This window comes from Bacillus sp. WC2507, from assembly GCF_052656125.1.
This window is the reverse complement of the sequence record NZ_JBQXPN010000001.1, coordinates 1,218,010-1,241,566: the sequence shown is the minus strand read 5'-3', so window position 1 is coordinate 1,241,566 and position 23,557 is coordinate 1,218,010. Positions and strand designations below refer to the sequence as shown.

Genomic DNA, 23,557 nt, shown 5'->3' with positions numbered 1-23,557 from the left:
GCCTAAAAGACAATTACGGTATATTTTGTTCGAGAATAATATGAAACATATTAAGTAAGAGAATTACACTTCTCTTCTCTTACAAACAGGCAGATTTCTGCCTTTTGCAACCCTTACATTATAACATAGAATATGCTCGTTTCAAGAACCGAACGATTCTTTTTCATAATTATACGGGCAAATATCCTTCTCTTTCAACACGTAATAACCATTGATAGGCAATATGAAACTCTTCTAATTCAATATTATACGCTGTCATAAGCTCTTCTTCATCAATAGTCAATCCGAAACGCTTTCTCCCAATTCTCTCTAAAACAGCAGCCCAAATCTCCACCTTATCCATTAATAGAGCGAATGGGAAAACGCCAATTTGCAATTCTTTCCAATATGTAACCATCGCATCAAATATATCGGGATAATTTTGCTCTAATCGACTTGATAATGTATGTATAATGTTATCGGATTGCTCCTCATTATGACCTGTAAATGCTGGAATCACCTTGATCGTATTCCCAAACTTTTCAACCTCTATCTCTTCTTCTATTTGATTTTCTATCATTTTATACAAAATAGAAGTTTTCAAATAAGGGTGCTGTTTTTCGTCTATTAAAAATTTCTTTAAAATAGGTAATGCAAGATCCAAGTCTTTTAACGAAAGTTGCTGAATTGCTCTTAATTTTTGCCCAAAGCTTTCTCCAAACATTTCATTAGTAAACTCATCTAATTCAAAATTCGAATCGACTAGTGACGTATCTACTTCATTTAACATACCTTCTGCAAATAAAGCGAGCTGCGCTAATTTGTCCTTTTGCTCAGGCATTATATCTTTCGTTTGCAAAACTTTTTCAACGGTTTCAATAACGCCTTCATAATCATTTGTTTGAACTAAAATCGTCACATATGTTTCAAGAATATCACCAAATAATACAGCTCCCGTTTCAAGCAACTGTTCACATTTGTCTTTCGCTTCTTCCATATGTTTTAATTCTAACAAACAAATAACCGAAGCTAGTTCCGTTTGTTCCGTTTCTGCATTATACTGACGTAATATTTCAAAGCAACGCAATGCATCTTCGAATTTCCGCTCTTTCAGCGCTAAAAAACCTTCATCAATATATCGCTCTGATAGTTGCGGAAACAATACGACCGTATTTTCTTTTTTATCCATACGTCCGCCTCTTTTTCTAGATTTTAATTATCTTTAAAGTAAATATATCAAATGAGTAATGAGAATACAACATCCCAAAAACCTTTGTTTGAAATATGGGAATATTTAATTTTTATATTTCAATATAAACAAATCCTCAATCAAAATTAAAAATGTGCAAATAAAAACCCTCAGCAATGAAAGCAGAGGATTCATCATTAATGGAAAGCTTTTATAATAGTGGGGTATATAACAAGGGTAATAATTTGGAGAACAATAATTGCCATAACAATCATGCTAAAATAGAAGATTGGTTTACTTCGCTTCATTAAAAACATAATAATAAGCATCGTACAAGCAAACAAACTTAAGAAGAACAAACTCGTTGTCGAACTAAGTATACCACTCGGGACAAAGAACAATAACACTACACTACAAGTACCTATAATTCCAAATAACCATTCCATTCATTCACTCATTCCCTTTCCCTCTCACCGCAGTTTTCTCTAAGCGATTAAATGTTTTACAACATCAACTACATACGTTAATTTTTCATACGCTACAAATCCAAAAGCTACTGTTAAACCCGTTACGATTAACCCTTTCATCATTTCTTCCTCCTCGTTTTATCGTTGTTACCTTCATTATAGAGGATTAGCAATTTGTTACCATCGAACTTCCTTACAGTTACCTTACAGAATTGTAAGATTTCAAAAAAGGTATAAAAAAACACCTCATATCACTTGAGAGGCTTTCACGGAATTTCTCTATAATCACTTGCAAAATTAACTTTTTTCTCTTGGTTATTTTTCGGAGAATCGGCCCTTAAACTAATAGATTTACTAAATAATTTGGGATTGAAATAATAACAGGAATCTGTTTGAGGACAATATACGCAATGCACATCTATTTCTTCTTTATTCACTTCTTTTGTAGCGACTCCGCTGGCCGTAGAATAACTAGAACGGAATCTAACTTCAAGAACCCCCCTCGAATTTAATTCTCTATATTTCACTTGCACTCTCTTACATACTCCATCTTTATACACTACAAGATCGAATGGCGAATGCTCTGTTTGTGGTATTAAAATCATATATCCTTTTTCATACAAATCAACTTGAGCTTTTAAAACCGCTAAATCTCCTTTTGTTTTTGTATGGTGGTGCACTTTTACTCAACACCTTTTATATATTTTTTAAATAACATTGATTCCTTTTCTTAACTTACCTTCAAATGTTTTTAATTATAAGAAAACACTTTATTGAAATCGTGTTAATATATTTTTATACAATTAAGAATTTAATTTAAAAGGGGGATTATGTATGTTTAAAAAAATGGCTGCAGATGTATTAGGACTAAGTGATGTAGGATCTGTCATTACACCAAAAGATTACGATAAAGTTGATGCTGATGATTATGTGATGCATGAAGATGGGGAGAAAATTTATTTTCTAATTAAATCAAAATCAGATGAATATTGTTTCACAAACAAAGGATTAATCCACCTAGATGGTACGAGCGCAACAAGTAAAAAACGCACACTACGCCGCTTTAGCTATAGTAAATATCAAATTAGAAACGTAGCACTTGAAACTGCCGGAACGATTGATTTAGATGTAGAAATTAAGTTTCAAATGGGCGATGAGCATTATTCAATTGATGTTCACAAAAAACATATTGAAGAATTAAAAGATTTATATAAAGCTTTACTTAAAATTGAAGAAATCTCATACGACAACGATATTACATTGCAGTATGCACATAAAAGTCTAGATATGGCATCTAATGCTTTTAGCCGCATTTCAAACGCACAAGTAAATTTAGCAGAGCAATTTAAAGAAATGAACGAGATCGCCTTTAACTGGCTCGTTGATACAAAGAAACAATATAACGTGAAAGATTACGGTTTTGTTTTTGAAAAATTTATTAATAACTAAACAAAAACCCTTGTTATCAAAAGATAACAAGGGTTTCTTAGCGTCCCAAGAAAGATTCGAACTCCCGCTCCGCCCATTTCCGTACTATTTTATATATTTGGATCGCAGTCTTAATATATCTTCTCCTTCGCGAATGCCTGCCGATCCCTTCCTCACATTTTTTACAACAGTCCAATTTGGGTTAGTTTCATCACCGATGTTCTGTACTGTAAAGTTGCCGTCACCATATTTTCGGTGACCTTCTGCCAATTTCTCCGTTAAATCATTCTCTTTAGATTTCGCCATCTTTTCGCCATCTCCCTTTTTTATACAACCTGCTTAAACTGTCCAGCCAATCACACGTCCAGTCAATTGGAGATTCTCGTTTTTCGCTTCTATTAATTGTAACACATTGCCGGGGATAAGTTCCGATAACGGATACTCAATCGCACTAGAATGGTAAAAAGTTTTATAACATTCTAAGTGAAAAATTAGGAAAATACGGATGTGGATTTGAGTTCCATCATAAGCCTATTGATTCTTTAAATTAAATATGAGGAACAGGCCGCATAAACGGCGCTCTTTTTTAATGCACTTTAATCTGTTACATATACTCATTATCATATATCCCGTTATAATATTTTTAAACTTCTTGCACATACATTAATTTGTAGACAAACAAAAAACCTTGTTATCAAAAGATAACAAGGTTTTTTTAGCGTCCCAGGAGAGATTCGAACTCTCGATCCGTCCTTAACCTATATATAAACATCAGTATAATCCGTTTGTTGAATAGTTCATTATTTCGGTCAACTGACTATTTGTTAAAATTCTACCTTGTTGTTTAAGGAAATTATTTACCTAACTTCTCAACTTTTACATCTGATTTGCAATCCTCCGACTCCTTTAGGGCATTTTTTAACAAAGTAAGAAAGTCTTTCCCTTGAATAGAATGGTAGTTTGCTAAGTTAGTTATTTTAGAAGGAATTTTATCTCCCCAAGGTGGTCTTTTAGTTAAGTCCTCAATGTCCCATATTACCTCTGATGGAGGTATTTTACTTAATGTTTCTCTGATTTCTTCTACATTTTTTAAAGCCTCAGGGACATCTTGCCACTTTAGTTTATCAAAATATAAGTCTTTCATTAGTAGAGGATATTTAGTTCCCCATCCCTCAGGTTCAGTGTGATATGAGATTGTTGAGAAAAAGCTGTGTAAAAAGTCAGGGTGTCCTGCCTCATAGAAAAATATGTCTACAGAAAATCCAACTGCCATTTTCATCAGTCCTTTTTAATAAATTTTATTTCAGGTAATGTATTAGCTTTTTTATGTATTTCTGCTCTAATTTCCCTCAGAATGTCACTAGAAACAGTTTGTCCTCTTGTATCTATAATGATAGTTTGCTTTGTGCCTTCAGGCAAGTGAATGGCTCTATCATTTACTTGTTTAACAATTGTATTTACTAAATTAGTTCTCCTTGATTTAGTGGACAAGTCATAATTTTTCACTTCTATACTATGACCCTCTATATAAAAATCAGGTCTAGTACTACCTTTTGTGTATTTAGAAACTACCTCTCCATCCTTAAAAGCAACTTGGTCATCATAATCAGGATGTATCCCACCAATCTCATTTTCAGACTCTCTCCATGAAGGTCTAGCAAACATGAAATAGCTACTTAAATAATTTCCCCAGTGTCCTGATGATGGCAATGTACTAAGTATAGCTTCGCCAGTTAAACCACCACCTGCAAAAGCAGGTTGTAAACGTGGCGGAAAAGCTTCAGTTACTTTGTACATGTTTGCTCCTCTAGCAAGTTTAGAAGCCTTATCAAGACCTTTCCCACCAAGTAACCCTAGACCGACTGATGTTACTAAATAAGAACCCCAGCGGAACCCACTTTCGACATCGCCATGCCAAACGTCATTCATAAAAGAATCTGAGAAAGCGTTCCACATAGCAGGAAGAGTCTCATCATAATTGACAACTGCATCCCACATGTCTGACCATGTTTCACCGTCACCTAACGCTTTAAATCCTTCCCAAGCATCTCCAACACCTTTTCCTGCACCATCATAAAGACCATCCCAAGCTTTCTCTAAATCAGATTTTGGTCTGCCACACATTGCACCTTCTTCAATTGAATTATCAGCCTGACGATTCCTATCTTCTGCAATCGCTTGAATAGAAGCCGCCCACTCCATATTTAATTCTTTCGTACTAAATGTACCACTTGCAGGACTAAATCCTTTTCCACTTTGTACTTCTGCAAGACCTGTTGCAATACTAGCGGCTAGTTGAAGTGCTGTTGCGTAATTATTACTAGACGTTCGATTAAATTCATATAGATGTTCTAATTTTTCCTGAATTTTACGCCGCATCTCAATAAAAAGATTTACCATAGCGTCCATGCCCGAGATTGGCATAGCTTGATTGAGTGCTTCTGTACTTGCTATCATTCGGTCAATCTCTCGAATTTGTTCTAACAGTTCTTGTTCAACTACATCTGTGGAAGCGACTTGTGATTGAAATTGATTTGGAAAGGCATCATTCTGACGGATTAATTCTTCACATAAATAAATGATTCCTTGTGCTAAAGGACGAAAAGTTTCTGCGAAGAATGCTTTTGCACTATCGTAAGTTTGCCCTTGTAGAACAGTATCGCTTGTAAAAGCATCAATCGACTGAATGGCTTGTTCCATACCTTGAATGGTAGCGGAACATACAGCGTTCATGCTATGAGTTTGGCTTTGTACTTCTCCCAAATACATATTTAAACTCATGCATTGACCCTCCTTCTTTATACAGTATTTTATAAGAAAATTATACCATGTCTGGTTATTTCACTGTGCCAAATATTTGAAATTACTAACAGGGAGAATGAATGCAATTAGTTACATAATTGAAAATAAAACTGTTACACAAATGTTGAGAAATATTGAAATTCAATTCCCATTAAATTCTATTCTTGCTATCATTATTTATAAGAATATTCAAAAAGGGAGGGGATTTCATGGACGTTCTAATAAAGGGGAATGAACAAATTTCAAAACTACTTAACGAATGGTATCAAGAAATACGTTCACGTAATATAGATAATGCCCATTGTTTAAAAGAAGAAATTAATTCTATTATTCACACTAACGAAGCAGACCCAAAATTGTTACTCTACTATTACCTTTTAGATTTCGGTTATAAATATTTAGTGGATAATTTAAGTATTTCAAAAAATAGCTTTGATAAAATTGAATCTTTTAATATTCCCACAGATAACTTTTTATCTTACTACTACCATTTTTATAAGGCTATTCATTCTAACGCAATCGGTAATTATAGCCTTGCTAAAGAACATTATGATAAAGCAGAAATCTTACTTAAACACATTCCTGATGAACTTGAAAAAGCAGAATTTCATTATAACTTAGCAACATATCATTATCATATTTATCAAGCACTTTTAGCCATTAAGCACGGTACAAAAGCTAGGGACATATTTTCTAAACATGAAAGCTATGAATTAAAAACAGCCTATTGCGATAATTTATTAGGATTAGCTTGTACGCATTTAAGAGAATTTGAACTAGCTGAAGAATACTTTGTTACTGCAATGAACACATTCCAAAAGCAAAAAAATGAGAAAGCAATCTTACTAGTTCGTCATAATTTAGGCTTAATGTATGCGAGTCAAAATCTCTCTATTTCGGCAATTCGATACCTTTCAGAAGTTGTTGAAAAGAAACCTCATAATTATAAAGCTATTTTTGTTAAAGCCAAGGAACACGTCAAGCTAGGTGAGGAAGAAATTGCGTCTCAACTCATTGAAAAAGGTTTAACTATCTGCAATGAATTAGGAAATCAAGAATATCAATACCGCTTTACAATTCTAAGAAAAATAAATAAAAAAGTTACTGCCGAAAAATTAGAACAAGCTGTGCTAGCAGGAATGAACTACTTTAAAAACGAAAGATTATGGGAGTATGTTCAAGAATACATGGAAGCAGTAGCAGTCCAATTTCATAACGAAGGAAACTTTGAACAAGGAAGTAAATATTTCTATTTAAGTTATGAAGCTAAAAAAGAAATTTTTAAAAAGGAGGCGTTAAAGTGAAGAAAGTATTATTAGGAATGCTATTGATTACAATTGTAACGATAGGCACACATACTTCAGTTAACACTCAAACAGCTATTCATATTATACAAGGTTTAGCTGATGGTGATACAGGTTGATTTATTAAAAACATAGGACGCTTACCTATTCTTAGGACAGCGTTCTTTTTTATCTAACTTTAACTTTGAAAGGATTGAACAACGAAAATGTTTGATGGACTAACAATAGAGACAATAGGCAAGTTTGCACCTGTATTCACTACAATTATAGCCACCTTACTTATACCAGCTGTATTATATAGTGTTAATCAACTTGTAATAGCGACAACAACTAAGGAAGTTGGTAAATATGATTAACGTTTAATTCTTCTAAGTATTGCGTATCTGTTATCTTCATAAAGTGATTAACATGTAAATAGTAGTCATCTATCGTACGCTCACGTAAGCCTGTCGCTTTCATTTGACGCACAATTATCTCGAGCGCTTTGTCGATTGTTAAATTGAACGTATAACGATTTTCTACGATTTCTTTCTTCCGTGGATCACTTTTCAATCTATCGCTAAAAATATTCGTTAAGTCTTCGCTAATCGTTAAGGAATCGCGTCTTTTTGACATAAAAAAAATAAGCCCCCTAACTCGTTAGCGACCGCACATTGTACGATTCAACTGACGAATCAGAGAGCTTATATATCGCGGATCTTGACGTCACCGCAAGGTTTTGTTAGCGTCCCAGGAGAGATTCGAACTCCCGACCGTACGCTTAGAAGGCGTATGCTCTATCCGGCTGAGCTACTGGGACATGGAGCGGGTGAAGAGAATCGAACTCTCGACCAGAGCTTGGAAGGCTCTTGTTTTACCACTAAACTACACCCGCATATGTTATTTTATTTTTCTTCGTTAGCGCTGTTGCCCTATCGACAATATTTATTATATGTATAATCATACATAAAGTCAACACCTTTTTTAAAAGAGGATAATTTTTCTTATCCTCTTTTAAAAACTGCTTGTTCAACTAGTTGTCCGTCTAATGTTTCAAAACGAACTTCCATTTGATTTTCATCCATTTCTAATAAAGCAAATGTCTTTTCTACACGCTGACGCGGTAATAAAATACTGCCTGGATTAATAAATAAAACGCCGTCGATTAATTCCGCACCTAATACGTGCGAGTGTCCGAAGCATGCAACTTGCGCCCCTACCTCTTCTGCACGGTACGCTAATGTTTGTAATGTCATTTTCACGTTATGACGATGTCCGTGCACAACTACGAAACGAATGCCATCTACATCAGTTACAATTTCATCTTGAAAGTTAGCATAATCACAATTCCCTTTTACAACATGGAAACCTTGCAGCTCTTCATGAGCAGGCGTTAGCTCTGAATCACCGCAATGAATCATGACATCTACTTTTCCTTCATATTTCTCTTTTAACTGCTGCAATTCCTTCACAGAGCTATGACTATCGCTTACCATTAAAGCTTTCATCAATCTCTCTCCCCTATTCTCCTAAAAACCATTCAGGGATTTTTTCTTCTAACTTACGCAGAGCACGTCCGCGGTGACTAATGGCATTTTTCTCATCTGAACTTAGTTCCGCCATCGCTTTTTTATATTCTTCCACATAAAAAATCGGATCATATCCAAAGCCGTTTTCCCCGCGGCGCTGTTCTAAAATAAATCCTTCACACGTCCCATTTACAATAACAGGCTTTTTATCACCTTCAGGGAAAGCCACTGCTAATGCACAGTAGAAACGAGCTTTACGTTTTTCAAACGCTACTTCATTTAATTCTTGCAAAACTTTATCAATATTCGCTTGATCATCTTTCGGCTCCCCAGCAAAACGAGCTGAATACACGCCTGGTTTTCCGTTTAAAGCATCTACAATAAGGCCTGAATCATCCGCAATTACGATCGCATTCAGCTGTCTACTCAAACTGTCCGCTTTTAAGATCGCATTTTCTTCAAATGTTTCACCAGTTTCTTCGACTTCTTCAATATGAGGAAAATCGTGTAATGATTTCACTTCTAAATCAAATCGCTCAAATAACTCAGCAAATTCACGCACTTTCCCCATATTTTTTGTCGCTACAACAACTTGTTTCATATTTTCCACCTCTACTCTATATGAGATACGATGTCACCTAAAGCTTCTTTTTGCATGTCAATTAGTTGGAAAATGCCTTGTTCCGCAGCATCAAGCAATTCATTTAACTGTGCTCTGCTAAACGTCGCTTCTTCTCCAGTTCCTTGTACTTCAACAAACTGTCCTTTTCCAGTCATAATTACGTTCATATCAACGTCTGCTTTAGAATCTTCTGCGTAGTTTAAATCTAAAACAACACCTTGTTCTTCAACAATCCCTACTGACGTTGCTGCTAAATAATCTTTCACTGGAATTTTAGATACTTTTTCTGCTTGTAATAACTTTTCGAAAGCTAATACCATTGCTACATATGCCCCTGTAATAGAAGCAGTTCTCGTTCCACCGTCCGCTTGAATAACATCGCAATCGATCCAAACCGTTCTCTCACCAAGTGCTTCTAAGTCAACTACCGCACGTAATGCTCTTCCAATTAAACGCTGGATTTCCATTGTACGTCCTGTTACTTTCCCTTTACTTGATTCCCTTATTGTACGTTGCTCTGTTGCACGTGGAATCATTGCATATTCAGCCGTTACCCAGCCCTTTCCTTCTCCACGCATAAACGGTGGGACACGCTCTTCAATTGTCGCTGAGCAAATCACCTTTGTATCTCCAACTTCAATTAACACTGATCCCTCTGGATGTTTTAAATAATTCGTATGAATATGTATATGGCGTAATTCTGTTTTCTCTCTACCATCTACTCGCATAAAAATAACCTCCTCATAACTATTTGTTAGTATAGCCAAATTTAAATGTATGATATGTATACAATAAAAGAAGAGGAACCCAAAAAGCAATTCCCCTTTCTCACTTAAGTATATCAAATTATTGACGATTAAAAACTACCTGTATTCACGTTTTCTGGACGATCTACAGGTTTTATTAACTTTCCGCCCTTTTCATCTATAAGATTTGCTTTACCATTCACTTCAATAGAAACACTTTTCACGCCTTTCTTTTCTGTTAAAGATAAAACTAACGACTTCAATACGTAATTTGAAACCATATTTTTATCTGGGTTTATAAATATATTTTCATTAAAGTTTAATGTAAGATTTCCGTCTTGTAATTTCGGATTCGTAATAAGCTTAACTCCTGGATTAAAATCATTCAGAAGCGACTGATGAATCGGTCCTTTTACAAGTTCATCTATAATTGCTGCATAATCATTTTCTTTTCCTTCTACAACGCGGCGTGTTACGGGTACGTAGTATTGCTGTTTATTATTATTTTGCGCCATAAAATAAAGTGTAACTGGTTTTGTATTTGTTACATCAGCTACTTGTTCATCATCGAAGTTGATACCATTAGCACGGCTCACCCCTTCACCAAGCGGTGTACCACCAACAGGCATCTTCGCCAATTTCTCACCATTTATTTGGAACTGCACTTGTTTTATTTCTTTAAATTGCGTCAACGTCCACGCTATTGACTCAACAATTTGACGCTCTTCTTCTTTTGCATAGTTTTTCATTTCTTTTGAGAAATCAATGACTGCCGTCCCATCTTTTTTCAAATTTAAAGTCATCGATGTATTTGCTGGAATGACTGCACGGAACCCATTCGGTAATAAATTCGTTACTGGCCCATCTTTCACAAGGTACTCTAACGTTTGCTGAATGACCTCATTTGCTTTCGGAGTAGGTATAGCTAACGTTTGCGGTACAACATAACCGTTTTTATCAACAAGGTATAATTCTCTATTCACCGTTTGTCCTTGCTTATCTTTCTTAGCTACTTCTTTCTTTCCACCCTCTGTGTACGTAACTTGTTTTGGTGGATCAATTTGTTCCGTTGCTTTCTCCTGATTTATAAAGCCACACCCTGTTAGTAAAACAGCGCTCACAGTAGCACCAACAACCCATTTAAAAGTGGATTTAGGCATGCCATTCCCCCCTAAAATCTAAGTTTGTACTATTATGTATACGAGCTGTTTTACGTTTTAGAACATACCTTGCTTCTTATAAACAAAAACTCCTGATTTCTCAGGAGTTCACTTCTATAAGTCTACTATTATTTTGTTTCTAAATTGATATGCTTCACATTTTCAATCGGTTGACCGAACCATTTCGATGCAATTTCTTTAAATAGACCTATTTTTCCAGTTGTTAAGAAGAGATGATCACTTTGTTCTTCTCCCTCATTTAACATTTTACTGTGATATAAAATCGTACTTACTTCTCGCGCTGTTTCATCACCCGAACTAATTAATTGCACTTTATCTCCCATTACCTTTTTAATAACTGGGCCTAAAATCGGATAATGTGTACAACCTAAAATAAGCGTATCAATATCAGTTCTTTTCAGCGGTTGTAACGTTTTCCTCACAACTTCATACGCCATTTCACTTTCGAAATTCCCACTCTCTACAAGTTCAACGAAAGGCGGACACGCTAAACTTTCTACCATAACACGGTTATTAATAGACTTTAACGCCTCTTCATACGCACCGCTTTTCACCGTTCCAATCGTTCCAATAATCCCAACATGGTACGTATTTGTCACTTTTAAAGCTGTACGTGACCCTGGATGGATAACTCCTACGACTGGGATCGGTAATTGTTTCTGCATTTCTTCTAATACAACCGCAGTTGCTGTATTACACGCAATAACTAACATTTTGATATTTAAATCTAGTAAATGCTCCGTCATTTCCCACGTGAATTGACGCACTTCTTCTCGAGAACGTGGACCATACGGACAACGTGCTGTATCTCCTAAATATATAATACGTTCTTTCGGCAACTGACGAATTAATTCCTTCGCTACTGTTAAACCGCCAACTCCTGAATCGATAACACCGATTGCTCTATTCAACTTCATCACCCGTTTTCTCATTCATCATCTTATTTTATGTTTATCAGTATATTGTACGCACTTTAAATCCGCTTACTTAAAATGCTCCTGTATGATTTTTTTATTTGTACCTGTATAGACTAGGACCTTATTTATTTTGCTCCTTTTTTTCGTAATTTGCAAGACAGAAAAATAACCGACCCTCTATTTGAAAGTCGGTTTCTTCTATATAAAATACGTATTCATTACACCACTTTTCTCTGAATAGAAGACATTCCTATTAATAAGAAGAAATGAGCAAAAATTAAAACGACGATTAAAATAAAATTCAAACGATAACTATTTGTAGACTCCATAATTTTGCTTGCTACAGCTGGTCCGAATGCCATACCGAAAAAGTTAATTAAATTATACAATCCAAGGCCAACTCCAACTTTAGAAGGATTCAATGTTTTCGGTATAAATGTATTTAATGAAACTTGAATTGCTGAATAACTTATAAACGTAAAAACAACCGCTAATACAATATAAAGTAAACTTCCGCTTGGAATAAGTCCTAAAATTAAAAAGCCCACTATCATAACAACAGACGCTACATAAATCATATTCACATTCCCAAATGAAGGGACAATTTTCCCTGTAATAAAACTTGACGCAATACCAAAGAGAGAGGCAATAAATAGCGTAATTCCAATAACAAATGGAGATAATCCATACTCTCTTCCTAACAACAGCGGTAATAGTAACAAACTAGCACATAACGCCACATTAATGATGAAACCGACTGTTATTAAGCGCAGAAATGGTTTGTTCGTAAACAACTCGATATCAATAAATGGATGCTCTGCGTTCTTCATACGAACCGTGAATAAAAATAAGAAAACAACAGATAACACAAATAGCCAACTATTAATATTTACACCTAATAAAACTGTCGTAATGAATACAAATAACAACACCGCTCCAATGTAATCAAAATGAAACGCTTCTTCCGTATACTGCGCTTCTTCCGGCATAAATTTGATAAGCAAGAAAATCCCAACCACTGAAATAACCATAAATAAAAATAAATACGGCCACCCTAACGTATTTGTAATTGCACCACCAACTAAAGGGCCGATACCAACCGCTAATGCAATAGAAGAACTAATCATCGCTAACGCACCTGGTTTTTCAGCAGGAGCAACTAATTTTGCAACTGCAATCATACTAAGCGCAATAAATGCAGCTCCACCGCCCGCTTGCACTAATCTTGCAAAAATGACAATCGCATAAGATTGATTTACAAACCCAATAATAGAACCAACTACAAATATGATAATGGAAATAATTAATAATTTTTTTACACTGTAACGATCCGCCAGTTTCCCATATATCATCGAACCAATACCGACAACTAAGGAATAACCTACTACAACCCAACTTACTTTCGATTGACTAATGGATAAATCATGAGCAATATCCTCTAACGCTACATTAAATAACACCGCATTCATCGGTCCTAATAAAACGATAAAACATAATGTGAAAACAAACCATTTTGAATGATTACTTATATCTTTCCCCATGTGTAACACCTCTCCTGATTGTAGTAATTGTAAATGAAAAATAAATTTGTTTAGCTCCTCTATCACCACTAAACAACTTCATCAAATGTATAAATTTATCGCGCGACGAACTGAATTCGAAACGTAACATGTATGTTGTTCGACATTCATGGAACTATCATAGTTTCAGCATTACAGTTTGTCAACGAAAAATATACAAAGTAAACTAATTTAGCTTTTTTAGTTTACTTTGTATAAAAATTGTTATACACTAATTTCGAATCCGCTATAAGGAGGACTGACATGGTTATTCAAATTTGCAATTTCTAACTTAATAAAATTAAGCAAATAAAGAACTTTTATATAGAAGAAACGTTACAGGAGGATTATGATGAAGAAAAAAATGTTAGTTGTATTAACAAGCGTAGAAAAATATCCAAATTTAAATCGAGCTACTGGGCTTTGGCTTGGTGAAGCTGTCCATTTCGTTAAAAAAGTTGAAGAAGCTGGTTACGAAGTAGATTATGTCAGCCCACAAGGTGGTTATACGCCATTTGATCCGCATAGTTTAGCAATGGCGGAGAGCATCGATTGGGAATGGTATCAAAAGAAAGAATTTATGAATCGTCTCGGTTCTACAATGAAACCGAGTGAAGTGAATCCAGAAGACTACGCTGTTATTTATTACGCAGGCGGTCACGGTGTAATTTGGGACTTCCCAAAAAATAAAGAACTTCAAATGATTAGCCGCAACATTTATGAAAATGGAGGAATTGTTTCTTCTGTTTGCCACGGAGCTGCTGGTTTATTTCACATCACATTAAGTAACGGAGAACGTTTAATTAGCGGTAAAAAAGTAACAGGATTCTCAAATGAAGAAGAAATACTAGCTGAATTGGATCAATTTGTTCCATTTTTAACAGAAGATGAACTCATTAAAAATGGAGGACTTTACCAAAAAGCTGCGCAGCCTTGGGAAGCTTATGCTGTAGAAGATAATCGTGTTATCACTGGTCAAAACCCAGCTTCAGGTGGTCCAGTAGCTGAATTAGTATTACAACACGTGAAAAAATAACATATAAAAAAAGCAGGTTTCCATTAGTATAGGAAAACCTGCTTTTTTTATGAAATCATTTGCAAAATAGCAATAACATCTTTTTCAATTTCAGAATCATCAATTGCTTCTATATACTCTGGTTTAAAAAGTTGATACTTCTTTAATTGATAAAAATCCAGTATCGCTTTCTTTAACGTAATATCGTACTGAATACAAAAAGAATGTTCTATAATACGTCTTAACATCACATCATCTTGTACCATAAATAATTGTGCGTTCATTTTATTAAAGTAGCCCTGTTCCATACCCGCTTCAAAAAACATTTGTAAATTCTGATTACGATTTTGTTGTGCAGCGACTAGCTGATCAGATAAGTGCGGATATGCCTCTTTCAAATCTTGTAAAAAAACATCAGAAATATATGTCACACATTTTAAAGAGTGGATAAACGTCTTTTGGAAACGTTCTGCAAAAGACATACTTTCATCTTGATTATCCGCATCACCTTCAAGAAGGTAGTTCATAAAATCTTCTACCACCGCTTCAATAATCTCATCTTTCGAAGAAAAACGTTTATATAAAGTGGCCTTACTAATATCCATATATTTCGCAATTTCATCTATTTTCAATTGGCTAAAACTCGTTTTTCGAATAACGGGCTTTATTTTATTAATATAAGTGTTTGCACACGCAACTTTTCTCATTAAAAGAGCCTCCCCTTTTGTCCATACAAAATAGTATAGCAAATTCACGATTAATTATAAATGAAGTCATTATACTTAATATATCTTTTTAGTTTAAGAGGATTCTCCATTTACACTATAGAAAAAATGCCCACTACCTGTATTAGTAGCGAGCATTTTTCTATAATTTATTTACAGCTCTTCTTATAGCTTTCCCTATTTCCACACTAGACTGCGGATTTTGCCCTGTAATCAAACGCCCATCTACTACCACGTGTGGCGTAAAATTAGGAGCAACATAAAACAAAGCTCCTTCTTCTTTCAATTTACTTTCTAATAAAAAAGGAACTCGCTTTTCTAAATGTACAGCTTTTTCTTCAGCATTTGTATAACCTGTTATACGCTTACCCGCACTAAAAAACGATCCATCCTTATTCTTCACACCGACTAAGGAGCTTACTCCGTGACAAACAGCCGCTACAATCCGGTTATTATTGTACATATTCTCAATCAAATTTGCTACATATGGATTACCCGGAAAATCTACAATCGCCCCGTGCCCACCACCAAATAAAACCGCATCATAATCCGAAAAATGAACAATTGAAATTGACTTCGTATTTTGCAATAAAGAAGCGACACGCTTAAATTCACGAGGTATACCATTCGGAATAGACACTCTATCAATAGGTACTCTACCGCCCTTTATCGACACCATATCAACATCAAACTTAGCTTTTTCAAATAAATTATAAGGAGCTGCGAGCTCTTCAAGCCACAAACCAGTCGGGTGTCCATTCATATCATGTGCACTTGTTGAAACTAACAATACCCTTTTCAACATATCCCCTCCTTACTACCTATTTATGTATGGAGTGTTCTTATCATTCTTATAGCACATGAAACGGACAGAAAAATAGCCAACTCCTTGTATAAAAGTTGGCTTTCTTCCTTATCACTTGAGCATACCAAGAAACTCAACCTACTACATACGCATGCTATAGTTCTTATCTCCAACGCCACGCAACCGTTGCTTCCTCCATATGAATAGCAGGTATATCAATCCCTAAATGCCGCCGATCACCCTCATCAAAAATAGACCAATTGTCTTCATCTAAAAATTCAGGGTCTATGCTTTCAAAATCAAATACACTATCTTCGTCTACCATTTCACGAAAATATTTTTGGAGCGGTTTACTATTCTCGTATAAACGAATTGTTCCATACATCCATGGCATATCTCCAAAAACATCTTTAATTTCACCTATCTCCATATCCTTAAAATACAATTTCATATTTGCACCTTCTTATTCACGAATGATAATGATATCTATCTTGAATACCTTATCACGTTATAAAATTGTTATTTTCAACGCTTTTTCAAACATTTTACCGAACTCATTATATGGTACCTGATTTTTTTCCAATTCTAAATATGTACTGCCAGATAAGTTTTCACAAAACCGCGTAATAAAGAATCCTTCCTTTATTAAACATCTCTTCTCTTCTAGAGTCTGAGATACCTTCTCCATTTCAAATGCAAACAGAAAAATAGCCGACTCCTCGTATAAAAGTCGGCTTTCTTTTTATAGTTCGAGCTCTCCCATGCGAAGAAGCTCAACAACTGCTTGTGAACGTCCTTTAACTCCTAGCTTTTGCATTGCGTTTGATATGTGATTGCGTACTGTTTTTTCACTGATAAAAAGTTCACCTGCAATTTCCTTCGTTGTTTTATCTTGAACCAGTAATTCAAATACTTCTCTTTCTCTCTTTGTGAGTAACGGTTTAGATTGATACGCTTTTTCCTTCAACTGGTATAACCCTCCTTGCTTAAGCCAGAGCCGTGTATGTGTAAGTTGGGTGTTTATTTAGTCAAGATATTGTATGAACGAAATGTGCAGGTGGTGAATGAAAATGGGCTTTATTTCACATGTTATTTTAGACTTTTATACAGTGCAGATACTCTTTGTATCCACTCACTTTTCAATACGCCACATTTGTTCTAGTAATATGCTAACAACTGTACCTACGAACAAGCCATTTCCGAATATATATTGCATAACAGAAGGCAAAGATTGGAGTGCTCCAGACGGTAAAAACATAACACCGCTTCCAAATAATACAGCAACTCCTAAAATCGTTACATTCCTTTCGCTCATTGGCACTTGTTTTATATTATAAAATCCAATTCCAATTAGCTGTACGAACGAAGCCAGTAAAACCGCAGAGGCGACCGCGGATGGTAAAGATGCTAAGTAACGAATAATACTCGGAAACAGCGACATTACGACTAGTAACATACATGCCAGTAAGAACGATCGTATATACTTTTGTTTCGTTAAACGTATAAATCCTGCCGTTGCTGGTAACGGCACGACACCTACAGTTGAAAATACAGAAGAAATGATATGCGAAACCCCACCAACCCAGGTACCATTCTTCAACTGCTTCTGTTCAATAGTCCCTTTTTGAATGGTAGCTTGATTAATCGCTATAATAGCTGCCACTGTATTTGAAACTAAAATACATACCATAACGAAACTTGATACAGCCATACCTGTATTCCATTTTGGAAGTCCCCAAGCAAATATATGCGGAAGTTGCACAAAATGAGTTACTTGAGATGGAATCGTCACTTTTCCTGCAATGAGAAAAAGAATCCACCCGCTAATTAATCCTATTAAAACTGCGTAACTTTTGACAAAACCTTTTCCAAAATTAGATAGTATAATAACGAACAAAAATATACTAAACGCAATTAATGCTGTAAATCCATCAATTTGAGAAACAGTAGCAGTAATTCCTAGCATCCCTTTTAAAAATACACCGCTTAATTGTAAACATAATAAAAGTAAAAACGTCCCTGTCACAAGAGGCGTAAATAAAAATAAAATACGTCCGATAAAACCAGTGACTCCTAATCCTACTAAAACAAAACCGGAAATTATCATGCCTAATTCTAAAATTTGCAACGTACTATGTAATTGATCTTGCCCGACAGTTGCATAAGCAAGCACGGTAAATACTCCAACCCAAGATCCAGCTGGTCCATCCGCAATTGGTAGTCTATGTCCAAGCCACCCTTGTAAAAAAGAAGATATACCAACTACAAAAAATGTGCGCTGCATTAAATAAAATATTTCTTCCGTCGTAAGATGAAATAATCCGCCAACGACAATTGGTAGTGCGATTGAATTCGCTAATAAAAATATAAACCATTGCAAAGTTCCCATAATATGATTTTGGTTATGTTGATTGTCCAAATTCTTCATCCCTTCTAACTTCCTTATAAGAAATATATTGTAAGCATAAAAAAGAAGAGTTCTACACTCACAATTAGAACCCTCCTCAAAACATTCAAACGATTCTTTTACACAAGATTATTTAATTCCACCTCATTTAAACTTCCAACAACAATATTTCCTTTATGCACGACTAAACGCTTCTCTGTTTGACGCGCTACCGCTTCAGCAGTACATGTTGCATTCGTCAAAACAAAACTCGCTTCATCTCCTACATTCGGCCATGCTCGCTTCCCTTCATTGTTTAACGTTTCTTTTCCACCCGTAATAAAGCGAAGGGCTTTTCCTAAAGACCTTTCGTCACTCCATCCGAAACGCTCTGCTAATCGATTTGCCTTTTGCAGCATATCACCTGTCCCAAACGGTGACCAATGATCTGTAATACTATCATTTCCTAATGAAACTTTCACACCTTTTTTATCTAATAACGGAATCGGGATTACTTGTTTCCCAATTGGCACCGTTGAAGTAATATCAATGTTTAAAGCAGCTAGTCTTTCTGCCACTTCTTCAGCTTCTTTATCCGCAACACCACCAAGTCCAAGCGCATGACTAATTGTGACGCGACCTTGCCACCCCGCTTCTTCTGTTAGACTAGCCAATCTCTTCATTGTAAACGTTCCAAGATTATTTGCATCGTGCAGATGAATATCAACATCCGCATTAAATTCTACTGCAATATCCATAATTGTATGTAATGATTTTTCAATATCATTATCCACTGTAGCTGGATCCACTCCGCCGACTAGATGCGCCCCCATACGCATCGCATCTTTCACAAGTTGTACAGAATTACTGCGCAATAATCCATGTTGCGGAAAAGCAACGATTCTACCAGAAACCTGATTTTTATATGTTTCCAACGCGGCTAACGTCGCCTCCAAATTACCAAGTCCAATAATCGGATCAACATTACAATGCGTTCTAATATTCGTTGCACCATTTCGAAGCAATAACGCTAGCATATTTTCCGCTCTATCTTGAGCAGTTGCTAATTGCTTCGGCAGAATTTTTTCTTCTTCATGAAAACGTGTAAGAATATTCTCTGCTGGCATACAAGCTTTCCAAGGGCCACTATAATACGTCTTATCAATATGAATATGCATCTCTTCGAAAGCGGGCAAAATCAATAAACGATTGGCATCAAGAATGAGTACCCCTTCCTCTTGAACAGCCCCTGCTATCATTCTTTTAATTCGTCCATCTTCAATGAGTAAACTACATAACTCTGTTTCTGTTTGGGAAATTCTCCCCTCTTCATATGTATATCCCGATTCAAGCATTACATTAGTTAACCAATATACTGTCATCTCTCTATTCCCCCACCCTTTATTAGAAATCACCTCATCACTATAAGTTTAATATCCACTGAAAATTAAGACAATTATTACGACTATTCCCTAAAAAAAATGTAATACAACCACATAGTCTTCTCATAAATTTCCATATAGAATAGAAGTATATAGTTTGCTATAAAGTGAAACTTTGATCAGCGGGGGGTGTTCCTCCCCCCCACTGATCATTAGTTAAACCAATCGGGCTTTAACGGGCAGTTAATCCCCACCTAACTTCTTTGCTTTCGCTGAATTTTTAGGTGGAGGTCTTACTGCCCGTTAAAGCGAGATAAAAAGGAGTGGATTAGAAGATGTCAAAAAGATTGTGTAAATCCGAAACTGATAAAATGCTATTCGGTATATGTGGTGGTTTAGGAGAATATTTTGATATTAGCTCTACACTCATTCGCATACTTTGGGTCATTGCTGTTTTATGTTTTGGGACGGGTTTTTTAGTTTATTTTATTTGTTTATTACTCATGCCACGCTCTTACTAATAACATTCTTTCATATATTTAAGCACAGCGTATAAAAAAATCCCCTATAGATTTTTCTATAGGGGATTTTTTCATGAAGAATATTTCATCGTTAAATGTAATACTGCTACTTCATCTTCTTCATTTCTATAACTATGTTTCTTGTTCGCTTCAAATTGAATAGAGTCAAACTCATTTAATTCGTATACATCATTCTCAACTTGAATAGATACTTTCCCTTTCATTACCGTTACAAGCTCAATAGCACCTTCATGATGAGCTTCTGGTTCATATATACTATTCGATCTTAAACAAGCACGGTGCATTTCCATCCCCGTTTCTTTCGTATAACGGAACATCGTTTCTAAATGCCATGTTTGTCCTACATCTACTGCAAATCCTTCTCCGCAGCGCGCAACAGCTACAGGTTCTCCAACAACCATCAATCTCGATAAAGGAATCGATAACCCTTTCGTTATTTTCCAAATGACAGCTAACGTTGGGTTCGTTTCGCCTCTTTCAATCTTTCCTAATGTTAATTTACTAACTCCTGTTTTTTGGGCTAATTCTTCTAAACTTAATTTTTGTTCATTTCGAATTTGTCTTAATAGCTGACCTACTTGCTGAATGACTTCTTTCGTTTGCATATCTTCATGTTCTTTCATCTATAAAACCACCTTAAAGTATAAAATAGTTTACTTTTATCATTTTTAAGTATATTATACTATACATAATCATCAAATTCCGAAAGGAGTGCTATACTTCATGCGCGCAATTTTATTAGGCCTTTTATCATCAGCCTTTTTTTCCGCAACCTTTATTATTAATCGAGCGATGAATGTATCTGGAACGAGCTGGGCTTGGACAGCTTCCTTCCGTTTTTTATTTGCTCTCCCTATTTTATTCCTTATCGTTTTATTTCGCAAAAACTTAAGGGGGTTATGGGAAGAATTAAAGAAACATCCATTGGCGTGGATCGGATGGGGTTCCGTTGCAGGTATTGGTTTCTATTCCTTATTAAGTTTTGCAGCTGTCTTTTCTCCAGCGTGGCTCGTTGCTGGAACTTGGCAAGTTACGATCTTAGCAGGTCTACTACTATCACCATTATTTTTCGTTAAAATAGAAACAAAATCAGGTACAAAACTTGTACGCGGGAAAATCCCACTTCGTAGTTTATATGTTGCATTATTTATTTTACTTGGTGTAATTTGTATGCAAGCGACTGCAGCAGGTCATATTACAATGACTCAGTTTATTTCAGGCTTTTTACCTGTCGTGTTAGCTGCTTTCTTATATCCATTCGGTAACCGAAAAATGATGGAACTTGTTGGCGGGCGTCTTGATACGTTCCAACGTGTATTAGGAATGGCAATCGGAAGCCTCCCTATTACTATTTTACTTGGCATATATGGATTTTCTACTACTGGAATTCCAACCTCAAACCAAATGCTGCAAGGGTTTTTGTTAGCATTATGTTCCGGCGTGATTGCAACGATGACATTTTTCTTTGCTACTGACCTAGCAAAAGATAACCTCGCTCTACTTGGAGCTGTTGAAGCAACGCAAGCTGGAACGATGGTCTTTACCGTGCTTGGCGAAATTGTTTTCTTGAATGGTTCATTTCCTGGTGGGATTTCCCTACTTGGAATGATTATTATTATGTTGGGAATGGTTGCAAATAGCATTTTAAATCGATCTGTTCCAATCGTTAAACAGAAAAAAACAGCATAAAAAAAGAGTATGGTTCTTTGTTATAGAACCATACTCTTTTTTATTGTCCCCCTATTTCGCCTTATCAGAATAGTATTTCATTAGCTGATTATACTAAAACCTATGTTATAATACGTTTCATGCGCAATAATAGGAGGTAAATTATGTTAAAAAAAGCAATCGCTGAGTTTATTGGTACATTTGTACTTGTATTATTCGGAACTGGAGTAGCTGTCATTGGCGGCGGAATTGAAGGAATTGGAACATTAGGAATCGCTATGGCTTTCGGTCTATCTATTGTGGCTATGGCATATAGCATCGGAACAATTTCTGGATGTCACATTAACCCAGCGGTATCAGTAGCTATGTTCATCAACAAAAGAATGAACGCTATGGAACTTTGTTATTATGTATTAGCTCAAGTTTTAGGTGGTTTATTAGGAACTGCAACATTGGTGACAATTTTACAATCTGCTAAAACACCTTTAGATAATTTAGGACAAAATGGTTTTGGAACTCTTGGTTTATCTGGAGCATTTCTAGTTGAATTTATTTTAACTTTCGTATTCGTATTAGTTATCGTTGCTGTAACAGGTAAAAAAGGAAGCTCTTCTCTAGCGGGATTAGTAATTGGTTTCACATTAGTTTTAGTTCACTTATTAGGTATTCCGTTAACAGGAACTTCCGTTAACCCTGCTCGTAGTATCGCACCAGCTTTATTTGCTGGCGGAGAAGCACTTTCTCAACTATGGGTATTCATCGTTGCACCAATTCTTGGTGGTATCGTAGCAGCTATCGTAGGTAAATTTATTTTAAATACTGAAAAATAGAATTTTCAATATTTCTGAATGAAAAAAGGCGAGCCCTCATTATGAGGATGCTCGCTTTTTACTCTTTCATTTTAGACTTTAAGTTTGTAACTAATTGATCTACCGTTACATTTGCAAGTACGTTTTCCATCGCTTCTTGCGCTTGCATTAAAATAATTTCTAATACCGATTGAATATTAGCTCCTACTGGACATTCAATGTTGGGATTTTCATGGAAGGAAAATAGCTGTCCTTCTTCTACAACTTCCACTGCTTTATATACATCAAGTAATGTAATTTCTTCTAAATCACGAGCAAGTGTCGTACCACCTTTACCAGCTTGTACATCAACAAGTCCTGCTCTCTTCAACATTCCTGTAATGCGACGAATCACAACCGGATTTGTATTCACACTACCAGCAATCCATTCAGAGGTACAGCGAGAGTTTCGATCTATCGCAAGTAACGTTAACATATGCACACCTACTGTAAAACGACTACTAATTCCCATCTGCACACCCTC

The 23,557-nt window shown here is 35.6% G+C and carries 27 protein-coding genes, 2 tRNA genes and 1 pseudogene; 7 read left to right on the top strand and 23 right to left on the bottom strand.

What is annotated here, in order from left to right:
• Positions 1-169 precede the first annotated feature (169 nt).
• The 3 genes from ACUN28_RS06700 to ACUN28_RS06690 form a co-directional block, all read right to left on the bottom strand.
• Positions 170-1,168: a hypothetical protein gene (locus ACUN28_RS06700; RefSeq protein ID WP_016086093.1), complete on the bottom strand. Its 999-nt coding sequence runs from the start codon at positions 1,166-1,168 to the stop codon at positions 170-172.
• Between the two features lie 197 nt (positions 1,169-1,365).
• Positions 1,366-1,614: a hypothetical protein gene (locus ACUN28_RS06695; protein ID WP_001983650.1), complete on the bottom strand. Its 249-nt coding sequence runs from the start codon at positions 1,612-1,614 to the stop codon at positions 1,366-1,368.
• Positions 1,615-1,901: 287 nt separating this feature from the next.
• Positions 1,902-2,315, bottom strand: coding sequence for a group I intron-associated PD-(D/E)XK endonuclease (locus ACUN28_RS06690; protein ID WP_016086092.1), 414 nt, complete (start codon positions 2,313-2,315; stop codon positions 1,902-1,904).
• Positions 2,316-2,469: 154 nt separating this feature from the next.
• Here ACUN28_RS06690 and ACUN28_RS06685 point away from each other — a divergent pair, with 154 nt between their 5' ends.
• Positions 2,470-3,084 carry a PH domain-containing protein gene (locus ACUN28_RS06685; RefSeq protein ID WP_016086091.1) on the top strand — a complete coding sequence of 205 codons (615 nt, stop codon included), beginning with the start codon at positions 2,470-2,472 and terminating at the stop codon, positions 3,082-3,084.
• Positions 3,085-3,168: 84 nt separating this feature from the next.
• Here ACUN28_RS06685 and ACUN28_RS06680 read toward each other — a convergent pair whose 3' ends face one another.
• The 3 genes from ACUN28_RS06680 to ACUN28_RS06670 all read right to left on the bottom strand — a co-directional run bounded on the left by ACUN28_RS06680 (position 3,169) and on the right by ACUN28_RS06670 (position 5,844).
• A complete protein-coding gene (locus ACUN28_RS06680; protein ID WP_016086090.1) occupies positions 3,169-3,369 on the bottom strand; it encodes a hypothetical protein in 201 nt (66 codons plus the stop codon).
• 547 nt (positions 3,370-3,916) lie between these two features.
• On the bottom strand, positions 3,917-4,336 hold the full coding sequence (locus tag ACUN28_RS06675; RefSeq protein ID WP_016086089.1) for an immunity 70 family protein: 420 nt from the start codon (positions 4,334-4,336) through the stop codon (positions 3,917-3,919).
• Between the two features lie 5 nt (positions 4,337-4,341).
• Positions 4,342-5,844: a T7SS effector LXG polymorphic toxin gene (locus tag ACUN28_RS06670; protein ID WP_445423360.1), complete on the bottom strand. Its 1,503-nt coding sequence runs from the start codon at positions 5,842-5,844 to the stop codon at positions 4,342-4,344.
• A 230-nt stretch (positions 5,845-6,074) separates the two neighbouring features.
• On the opposite strand from ACUN28_RS06670, the gene ACUN28_RS06665 reads away from it, so the two are divergent.
• Complete coding sequence (locus tag ACUN28_RS06665) at positions 6,075-7,169, top strand: response regulator aspartate phosphatase (protein WP_016086087.1); 1,095 nt, start codon at positions 6,075-6,077, stop codon at positions 7,167-7,169.
• Positions 7,166-7,288 carry a hypothetical protein gene (locus ACUN28_RS06660; RefSeq protein WP_016086086.1) on the top strand — a complete coding sequence of 41 codons (123 nt, stop codon included), beginning with the start codon at positions 7,166-7,168 and terminating at the stop codon, positions 7,286-7,288. Before ACUN28_RS06665 ends, ACUN28_RS06660 begins: the two co-directional genes overlap by 4 nt.
• A 220-nt stretch (positions 7,289-7,508) precedes the next feature.
• On the opposite strand, the pseudogene ACUN28_RS06655 reads toward ACUN28_RS06660, so the two are convergent.
• From ACUN28_RS06655 to ACUN28_RS06615, 9 genes and pseudogenes are all read right to left on the bottom strand, one after another.
• Positions 7,509-7,784, bottom strand: a pseudogene (locus tag ACUN28_RS06655) (hypothetical protein); the annotation flags it as partial.
• Between the two features lie 110 nt (positions 7,785-7,894).
• Positions 7,895-7,968 (bottom strand) — tRNA-Arg (locus ACUN28_RS06650).
• 1 nt (position 7,969) lies between these two features.
• Positions 7,970-8,043 (bottom strand) — tRNA-Gly (locus tag ACUN28_RS06645).
• A 109-nt stretch (positions 8,044-8,152) separates the two neighbouring features.
• Positions 8,153-8,656, bottom strand: coding sequence for a metallophosphoesterase (locus tag ACUN28_RS06640; RefSeq protein ID WP_016086083.1), 504 nt, complete (start codon positions 8,654-8,656; stop codon positions 8,153-8,155).
• 13 nt (positions 8,657-8,669) lie between these two features.
• Positions 8,670-9,278, bottom strand: a complete 609-nt coding sequence (locus tag ACUN28_RS06635) for an XTP/dITP diphosphatase (protein ID WP_000815943.1) — start codon at positions 9,276-9,278, stop codon at positions 8,670-8,672.
• Positions 9,279-9,289: 11 nt separating this feature from the next.
• Positions 9,290-10,027 carry a ribonuclease PH gene (rph, locus tag ACUN28_RS06630; RefSeq protein WP_001261765.1) on the bottom strand — a complete coding sequence of 246 codons (738 nt, stop codon included), beginning with the start codon at positions 10,025-10,027 and terminating at the stop codon, positions 9,290-9,292.
• 128 nt (positions 10,028-10,155) lie between these two features.
• Positions 10,156-11,205, bottom strand: a complete 1,050-nt coding sequence (gene gerM / locus ACUN28_RS06625; RefSeq protein WP_016086082.1) for a spore germination protein GerM — start codon at positions 11,203-11,205, stop codon at positions 10,156-10,158.
• Positions 11,206-11,333: 128 nt separating this feature from the next.
• On the bottom strand, positions 11,334-12,143 hold the full coding sequence (gene racE / locus ACUN28_RS06620; RefSeq protein WP_016086081.1) for a glutamate racemase: 810 nt from the start codon (positions 12,141-12,143) through the stop codon (positions 11,334-11,336).
• A gap of 218 nt (positions 12,144-12,361) precedes the next feature.
• Complete coding sequence (locus tag ACUN28_RS06615) at positions 12,362-13,684, bottom strand: MFS transporter (RefSeq protein WP_016086080.1); 1,323 nt, start codon at positions 13,682-13,684, stop codon at positions 12,362-12,364.
• Between the two features lie 370 nt (positions 13,685-14,054).
• Here ACUN28_RS06615 and ACUN28_RS06610 point away from each other — a divergent pair, with 370 nt between their 5' ends.
• Positions 14,055-14,738: a type 1 glutamine amidotransferase domain-containing protein gene (locus ACUN28_RS06610; protein ID WP_445423359.1), complete on the top strand. Its 684-nt coding sequence runs from the start codon at positions 14,055-14,057 to the stop codon at positions 14,736-14,738.
• A gap of 47 nt (positions 14,739-14,785) precedes the next feature.
• Here the strand turns inward: ACUN28_RS06610 and ACUN28_RS06605 are convergent, their stop codons facing one another.
• The 6 genes from ACUN28_RS06605 to ACUN28_RS06580 form a co-directional block, all read right to left on the bottom strand.
• Entirely contained in the window at positions 14,786-15,424 is a 639-nt protein-coding gene (locus tag ACUN28_RS06605) for a TetR/AcrR family transcriptional regulator (RefSeq protein WP_016086078.1), read from the bottom strand.
• Between the two features lie 160 nt (positions 15,425-15,584).
• Entirely contained in the window at positions 15,585-16,247 is a 663-nt protein-coding gene (locus tag ACUN28_RS06600; RefSeq protein WP_016086077.1) for a type 1 glutamine amidotransferase domain-containing protein, read from the bottom strand.
• A 163-nt stretch (positions 16,248-16,410) separates the two neighbouring features.
• Positions 16,411-16,698 (bottom strand): hypothetical protein, encoded by a 288-nt coding sequence (locus tag ACUN28_RS06595; protein ID WP_016086076.1) that lies wholly within the window; start codon positions 16,696-16,698, stop codon positions 16,411-16,413.
• A 291-nt stretch (positions 16,699-16,989) separates the two neighbouring features.
• The gene (gene gerE, locus ACUN28_RS06590) at positions 16,990-17,214 is read right to left on the bottom strand and encodes a spore germination transcription factor GerE (RefSeq protein ID WP_000659484.1); all 225 of its coding nucleotides are present in this window, start codon (positions 17,212-17,214) and stop codon (positions 16,990-16,992) included.
• 165 nt (positions 17,215-17,379) lie between these two features.
• Positions 17,380-18,675 (bottom strand): purine/pyrimidine permease, encoded by a 1,296-nt coding sequence (locus ACUN28_RS06585; RefSeq protein WP_016086075.1) that lies wholly within the window; start codon positions 18,673-18,675, stop codon positions 17,380-17,382.
• Between the two features lie 98 nt (positions 18,676-18,773).
• Positions 18,774-20,015 carry an amidohydrolase family protein gene (locus tag ACUN28_RS06580; protein ID WP_016086074.1) on the bottom strand — a complete coding sequence of 414 codons (1,242 nt, stop codon included), beginning with the start codon at positions 20,013-20,015 and terminating at the stop codon, positions 18,774-18,776.
• 335 nt (positions 20,016-20,350) lie between these two features.
• Here ACUN28_RS06580 and ACUN28_RS06575 point away from each other — a divergent pair, with 335 nt between their 5' ends.
• Entirely contained in the window at positions 20,351-20,536 is a 186-nt protein-coding gene (locus ACUN28_RS06575) for a PspC domain-containing protein (RefSeq protein WP_000044337.1), read from the top strand.
• A 71-nt stretch (positions 20,537-20,607) separates the two neighbouring features.
• Here the strand turns inward: ACUN28_RS06575 and ACUN28_RS06570 are convergent, their stop codons facing one another.
• Positions 20,608-21,180, bottom strand: a complete 573-nt coding sequence (locus ACUN28_RS06570) for a helix-turn-helix domain-containing protein (RefSeq protein WP_016086073.1) — start codon at positions 21,178-21,180, stop codon at positions 20,608-20,610.
• Between the two features lie 100 nt (positions 21,181-21,280).
• On the opposite strand from ACUN28_RS06570, the gene ACUN28_RS06565 reads away from it, so the two are divergent.
• Both ACUN28_RS06565 and ACUN28_RS06560 read left to right on the top strand, forming a co-directional pair.
• Complete coding sequence (locus ACUN28_RS06565) at positions 21,281-22,246, top strand: DMT family transporter (protein WP_016086072.1); 966 nt, start codon at positions 21,281-21,283, stop codon at positions 22,244-22,246.
• A gap of 143 nt (positions 22,247-22,389) precedes the next feature.
• Positions 22,390-23,055, top strand: coding sequence for an aquaporin (locus tag ACUN28_RS06560; RefSeq protein ID WP_000913207.1), 666 nt, complete (start codon positions 22,390-22,392; stop codon positions 23,053-23,055).
• 58 nt (positions 23,056-23,113) lie between these two features.
• On the opposite strand, the gene ACUN28_RS06555 is transcribed toward ACUN28_RS06560, so the two are convergent.
• Positions 23,114-23,545, bottom strand: coding sequence for an Rrf2 family transcriptional regulator (locus ACUN28_RS06555; RefSeq protein ID WP_000512998.1), 432 nt, complete (start codon positions 23,543-23,545; stop codon positions 23,114-23,116).
• Positions 23,546-23,557 lie beyond the last annotated feature (12 nt).

Excerpts from the sequence above, each read along its gene's own strand:
- ACUN28_RS06700 (WP_016086093.1), bottom strand. The coding sequence starts at position 1,168 with ATGGATAAAAAAGAAAATACGGTCGTATTGTTTCCGCAACTATCAGAG.
- ACUN28_RS06695 (WP_001983650.1), bottom strand. The coding sequence starts at position 1,614 with ATGGAATGGTTATTTGGAATTATAGGTACTTGTAGTGTAGTGTTATTG.
- ACUN28_RS06685 (WP_016086091.1), top strand. The coding sequence starts at position 2,470 with ATGTTTAAAAAAATGGCTGCAGATGTATTAGGACTAAGTGATGTAGGA.
- ACUN28_RS06680 (WP_016086090.1), bottom strand. The coding sequence starts at position 3,369 with ATGGCGAAATCTAAAGAGAATGATTTAACGGAGAAATTGGCAGAAGGT.
- ACUN28_RS06675 (WP_016086089.1), bottom strand. The coding sequence starts at position 4,336 with ATGGCAGTTGGATTTTCTGTAGACATATTTTTCTATGAGGCAGGACAC.
- ACUN28_RS06670 (WP_445423360.1), bottom strand. The coding sequence starts at position 5,844 with ATGAGTTTAAATATGTATTTGGGAGAAGTACAAAGCCAAACTCATAGC.
- ACUN28_RS06665 (WP_016086087.1), top strand. The coding sequence starts at position 6,075 with ATGGACGTTCTAATAAAGGGGAATGAACAAATTTCAAAACTACTTAAC.
- ACUN28_RS06640 (WP_016086083.1), bottom strand. The coding sequence starts at position 8,656 with ATGAAAGCTTTAATGGTAAGCGATAGTCATAGCTCTGTGAAGGAATTG.
- ACUN28_RS06635 (WP_000815943.1), bottom strand. The coding sequence starts at position 9,278 with ATGAAACAAGTTGTTGTAGCGACAAAAAATATGGGGAAAGTGCGTGAA.
- rph (WP_001261765.1), bottom strand. The coding sequence starts at position 10,027 with ATGCGAGTAGATGGTAGAGAGAAAACAGAATTACGCCATATACATATT.
- gerM (WP_016086082.1), bottom strand. The coding sequence starts at position 11,205 with ATGCCTAAATCCACTTTTAAATGGGTTGTTGGTGCTACTGTGAGCGCT.
- racE (WP_016086081.1), bottom strand. The coding sequence starts at position 12,143 with ATGAAGTTGAATAGAGCAATCGGTGTTATCGATTCAGGAGTTGGCGGT.
- ACUN28_RS06615 (WP_016086080.1), bottom strand. The coding sequence starts at position 13,684 with ATGGGGAAAGATATAAGTAATCATTCAAAATGGTTTGTTTTCACATTA.
- ACUN28_RS06610 (WP_445423359.1), top strand. The coding sequence starts at position 14,055 with ATGAAGAAAAAAATGTTAGTTGTATTAACAAGCGTAGAAAAATATCCA.
- ACUN28_RS06605 (WP_016086078.1), bottom strand. The coding sequence starts at position 15,424 with ATGAGAAAAGTTGCGTGTGCAAACACTTATATTAATAAAATAAAGCCC.
- ACUN28_RS06600 (WP_016086077.1), bottom strand. The coding sequence starts at position 16,247 with ATGTTGAAAAGGGTATTGTTAGTTTCAACAAGTGCACATGATATGAAT.
- ACUN28_RS06595 (WP_016086076.1), bottom strand. The coding sequence starts at position 16,698 with ATGAAATTGTATTTTAAGGATATGGAGATAGGTGAAATTAAAGATGTT.
- ACUN28_RS06585 (WP_016086075.1), bottom strand. The coding sequence starts at position 18,675 with ATGAAGAATTTGGACAATCAACATAACCAAAATCATATTATGGGAACT.
- ACUN28_RS06580 (WP_016086074.1), bottom strand. The coding sequence starts at position 20,015 with ATGACAGTATATTGGTTAACTAATGTAATGCTTGAATCGGGATATACA.
- ACUN28_RS06575 (WP_000044337.1), top strand. The coding sequence starts at position 20,351 with ATGTCAAAAAGATTGTGTAAATCCGAAACTGATAAAATGCTATTCGGT.
- ACUN28_RS06570 (WP_016086073.1), bottom strand. The coding sequence starts at position 21,180 with ATGAAAGAACATGAAGATATGCAAACGAAAGAAGTCATTCAGCAAGTA.
- ACUN28_RS06565 (WP_016086072.1), top strand. The coding sequence starts at position 21,281 with ATGCGCGCAATTTTATTAGGCCTTTTATCATCAGCCTTTTTTTCCGCA.
- ACUN28_RS06560 (WP_000913207.1), top strand. The coding sequence starts at position 22,390 with ATGTTAAAAAAAGCAATCGCTGAGTTTATTGGTACATTTGTACTTGTA.
- ACUN28_RS06555 (WP_000512998.1), bottom strand. The coding sequence starts at position 23,545 with ATGGGAATTAGTAGTCGTTTTACAGTAGGTGTGCATATGTTAACGTTA.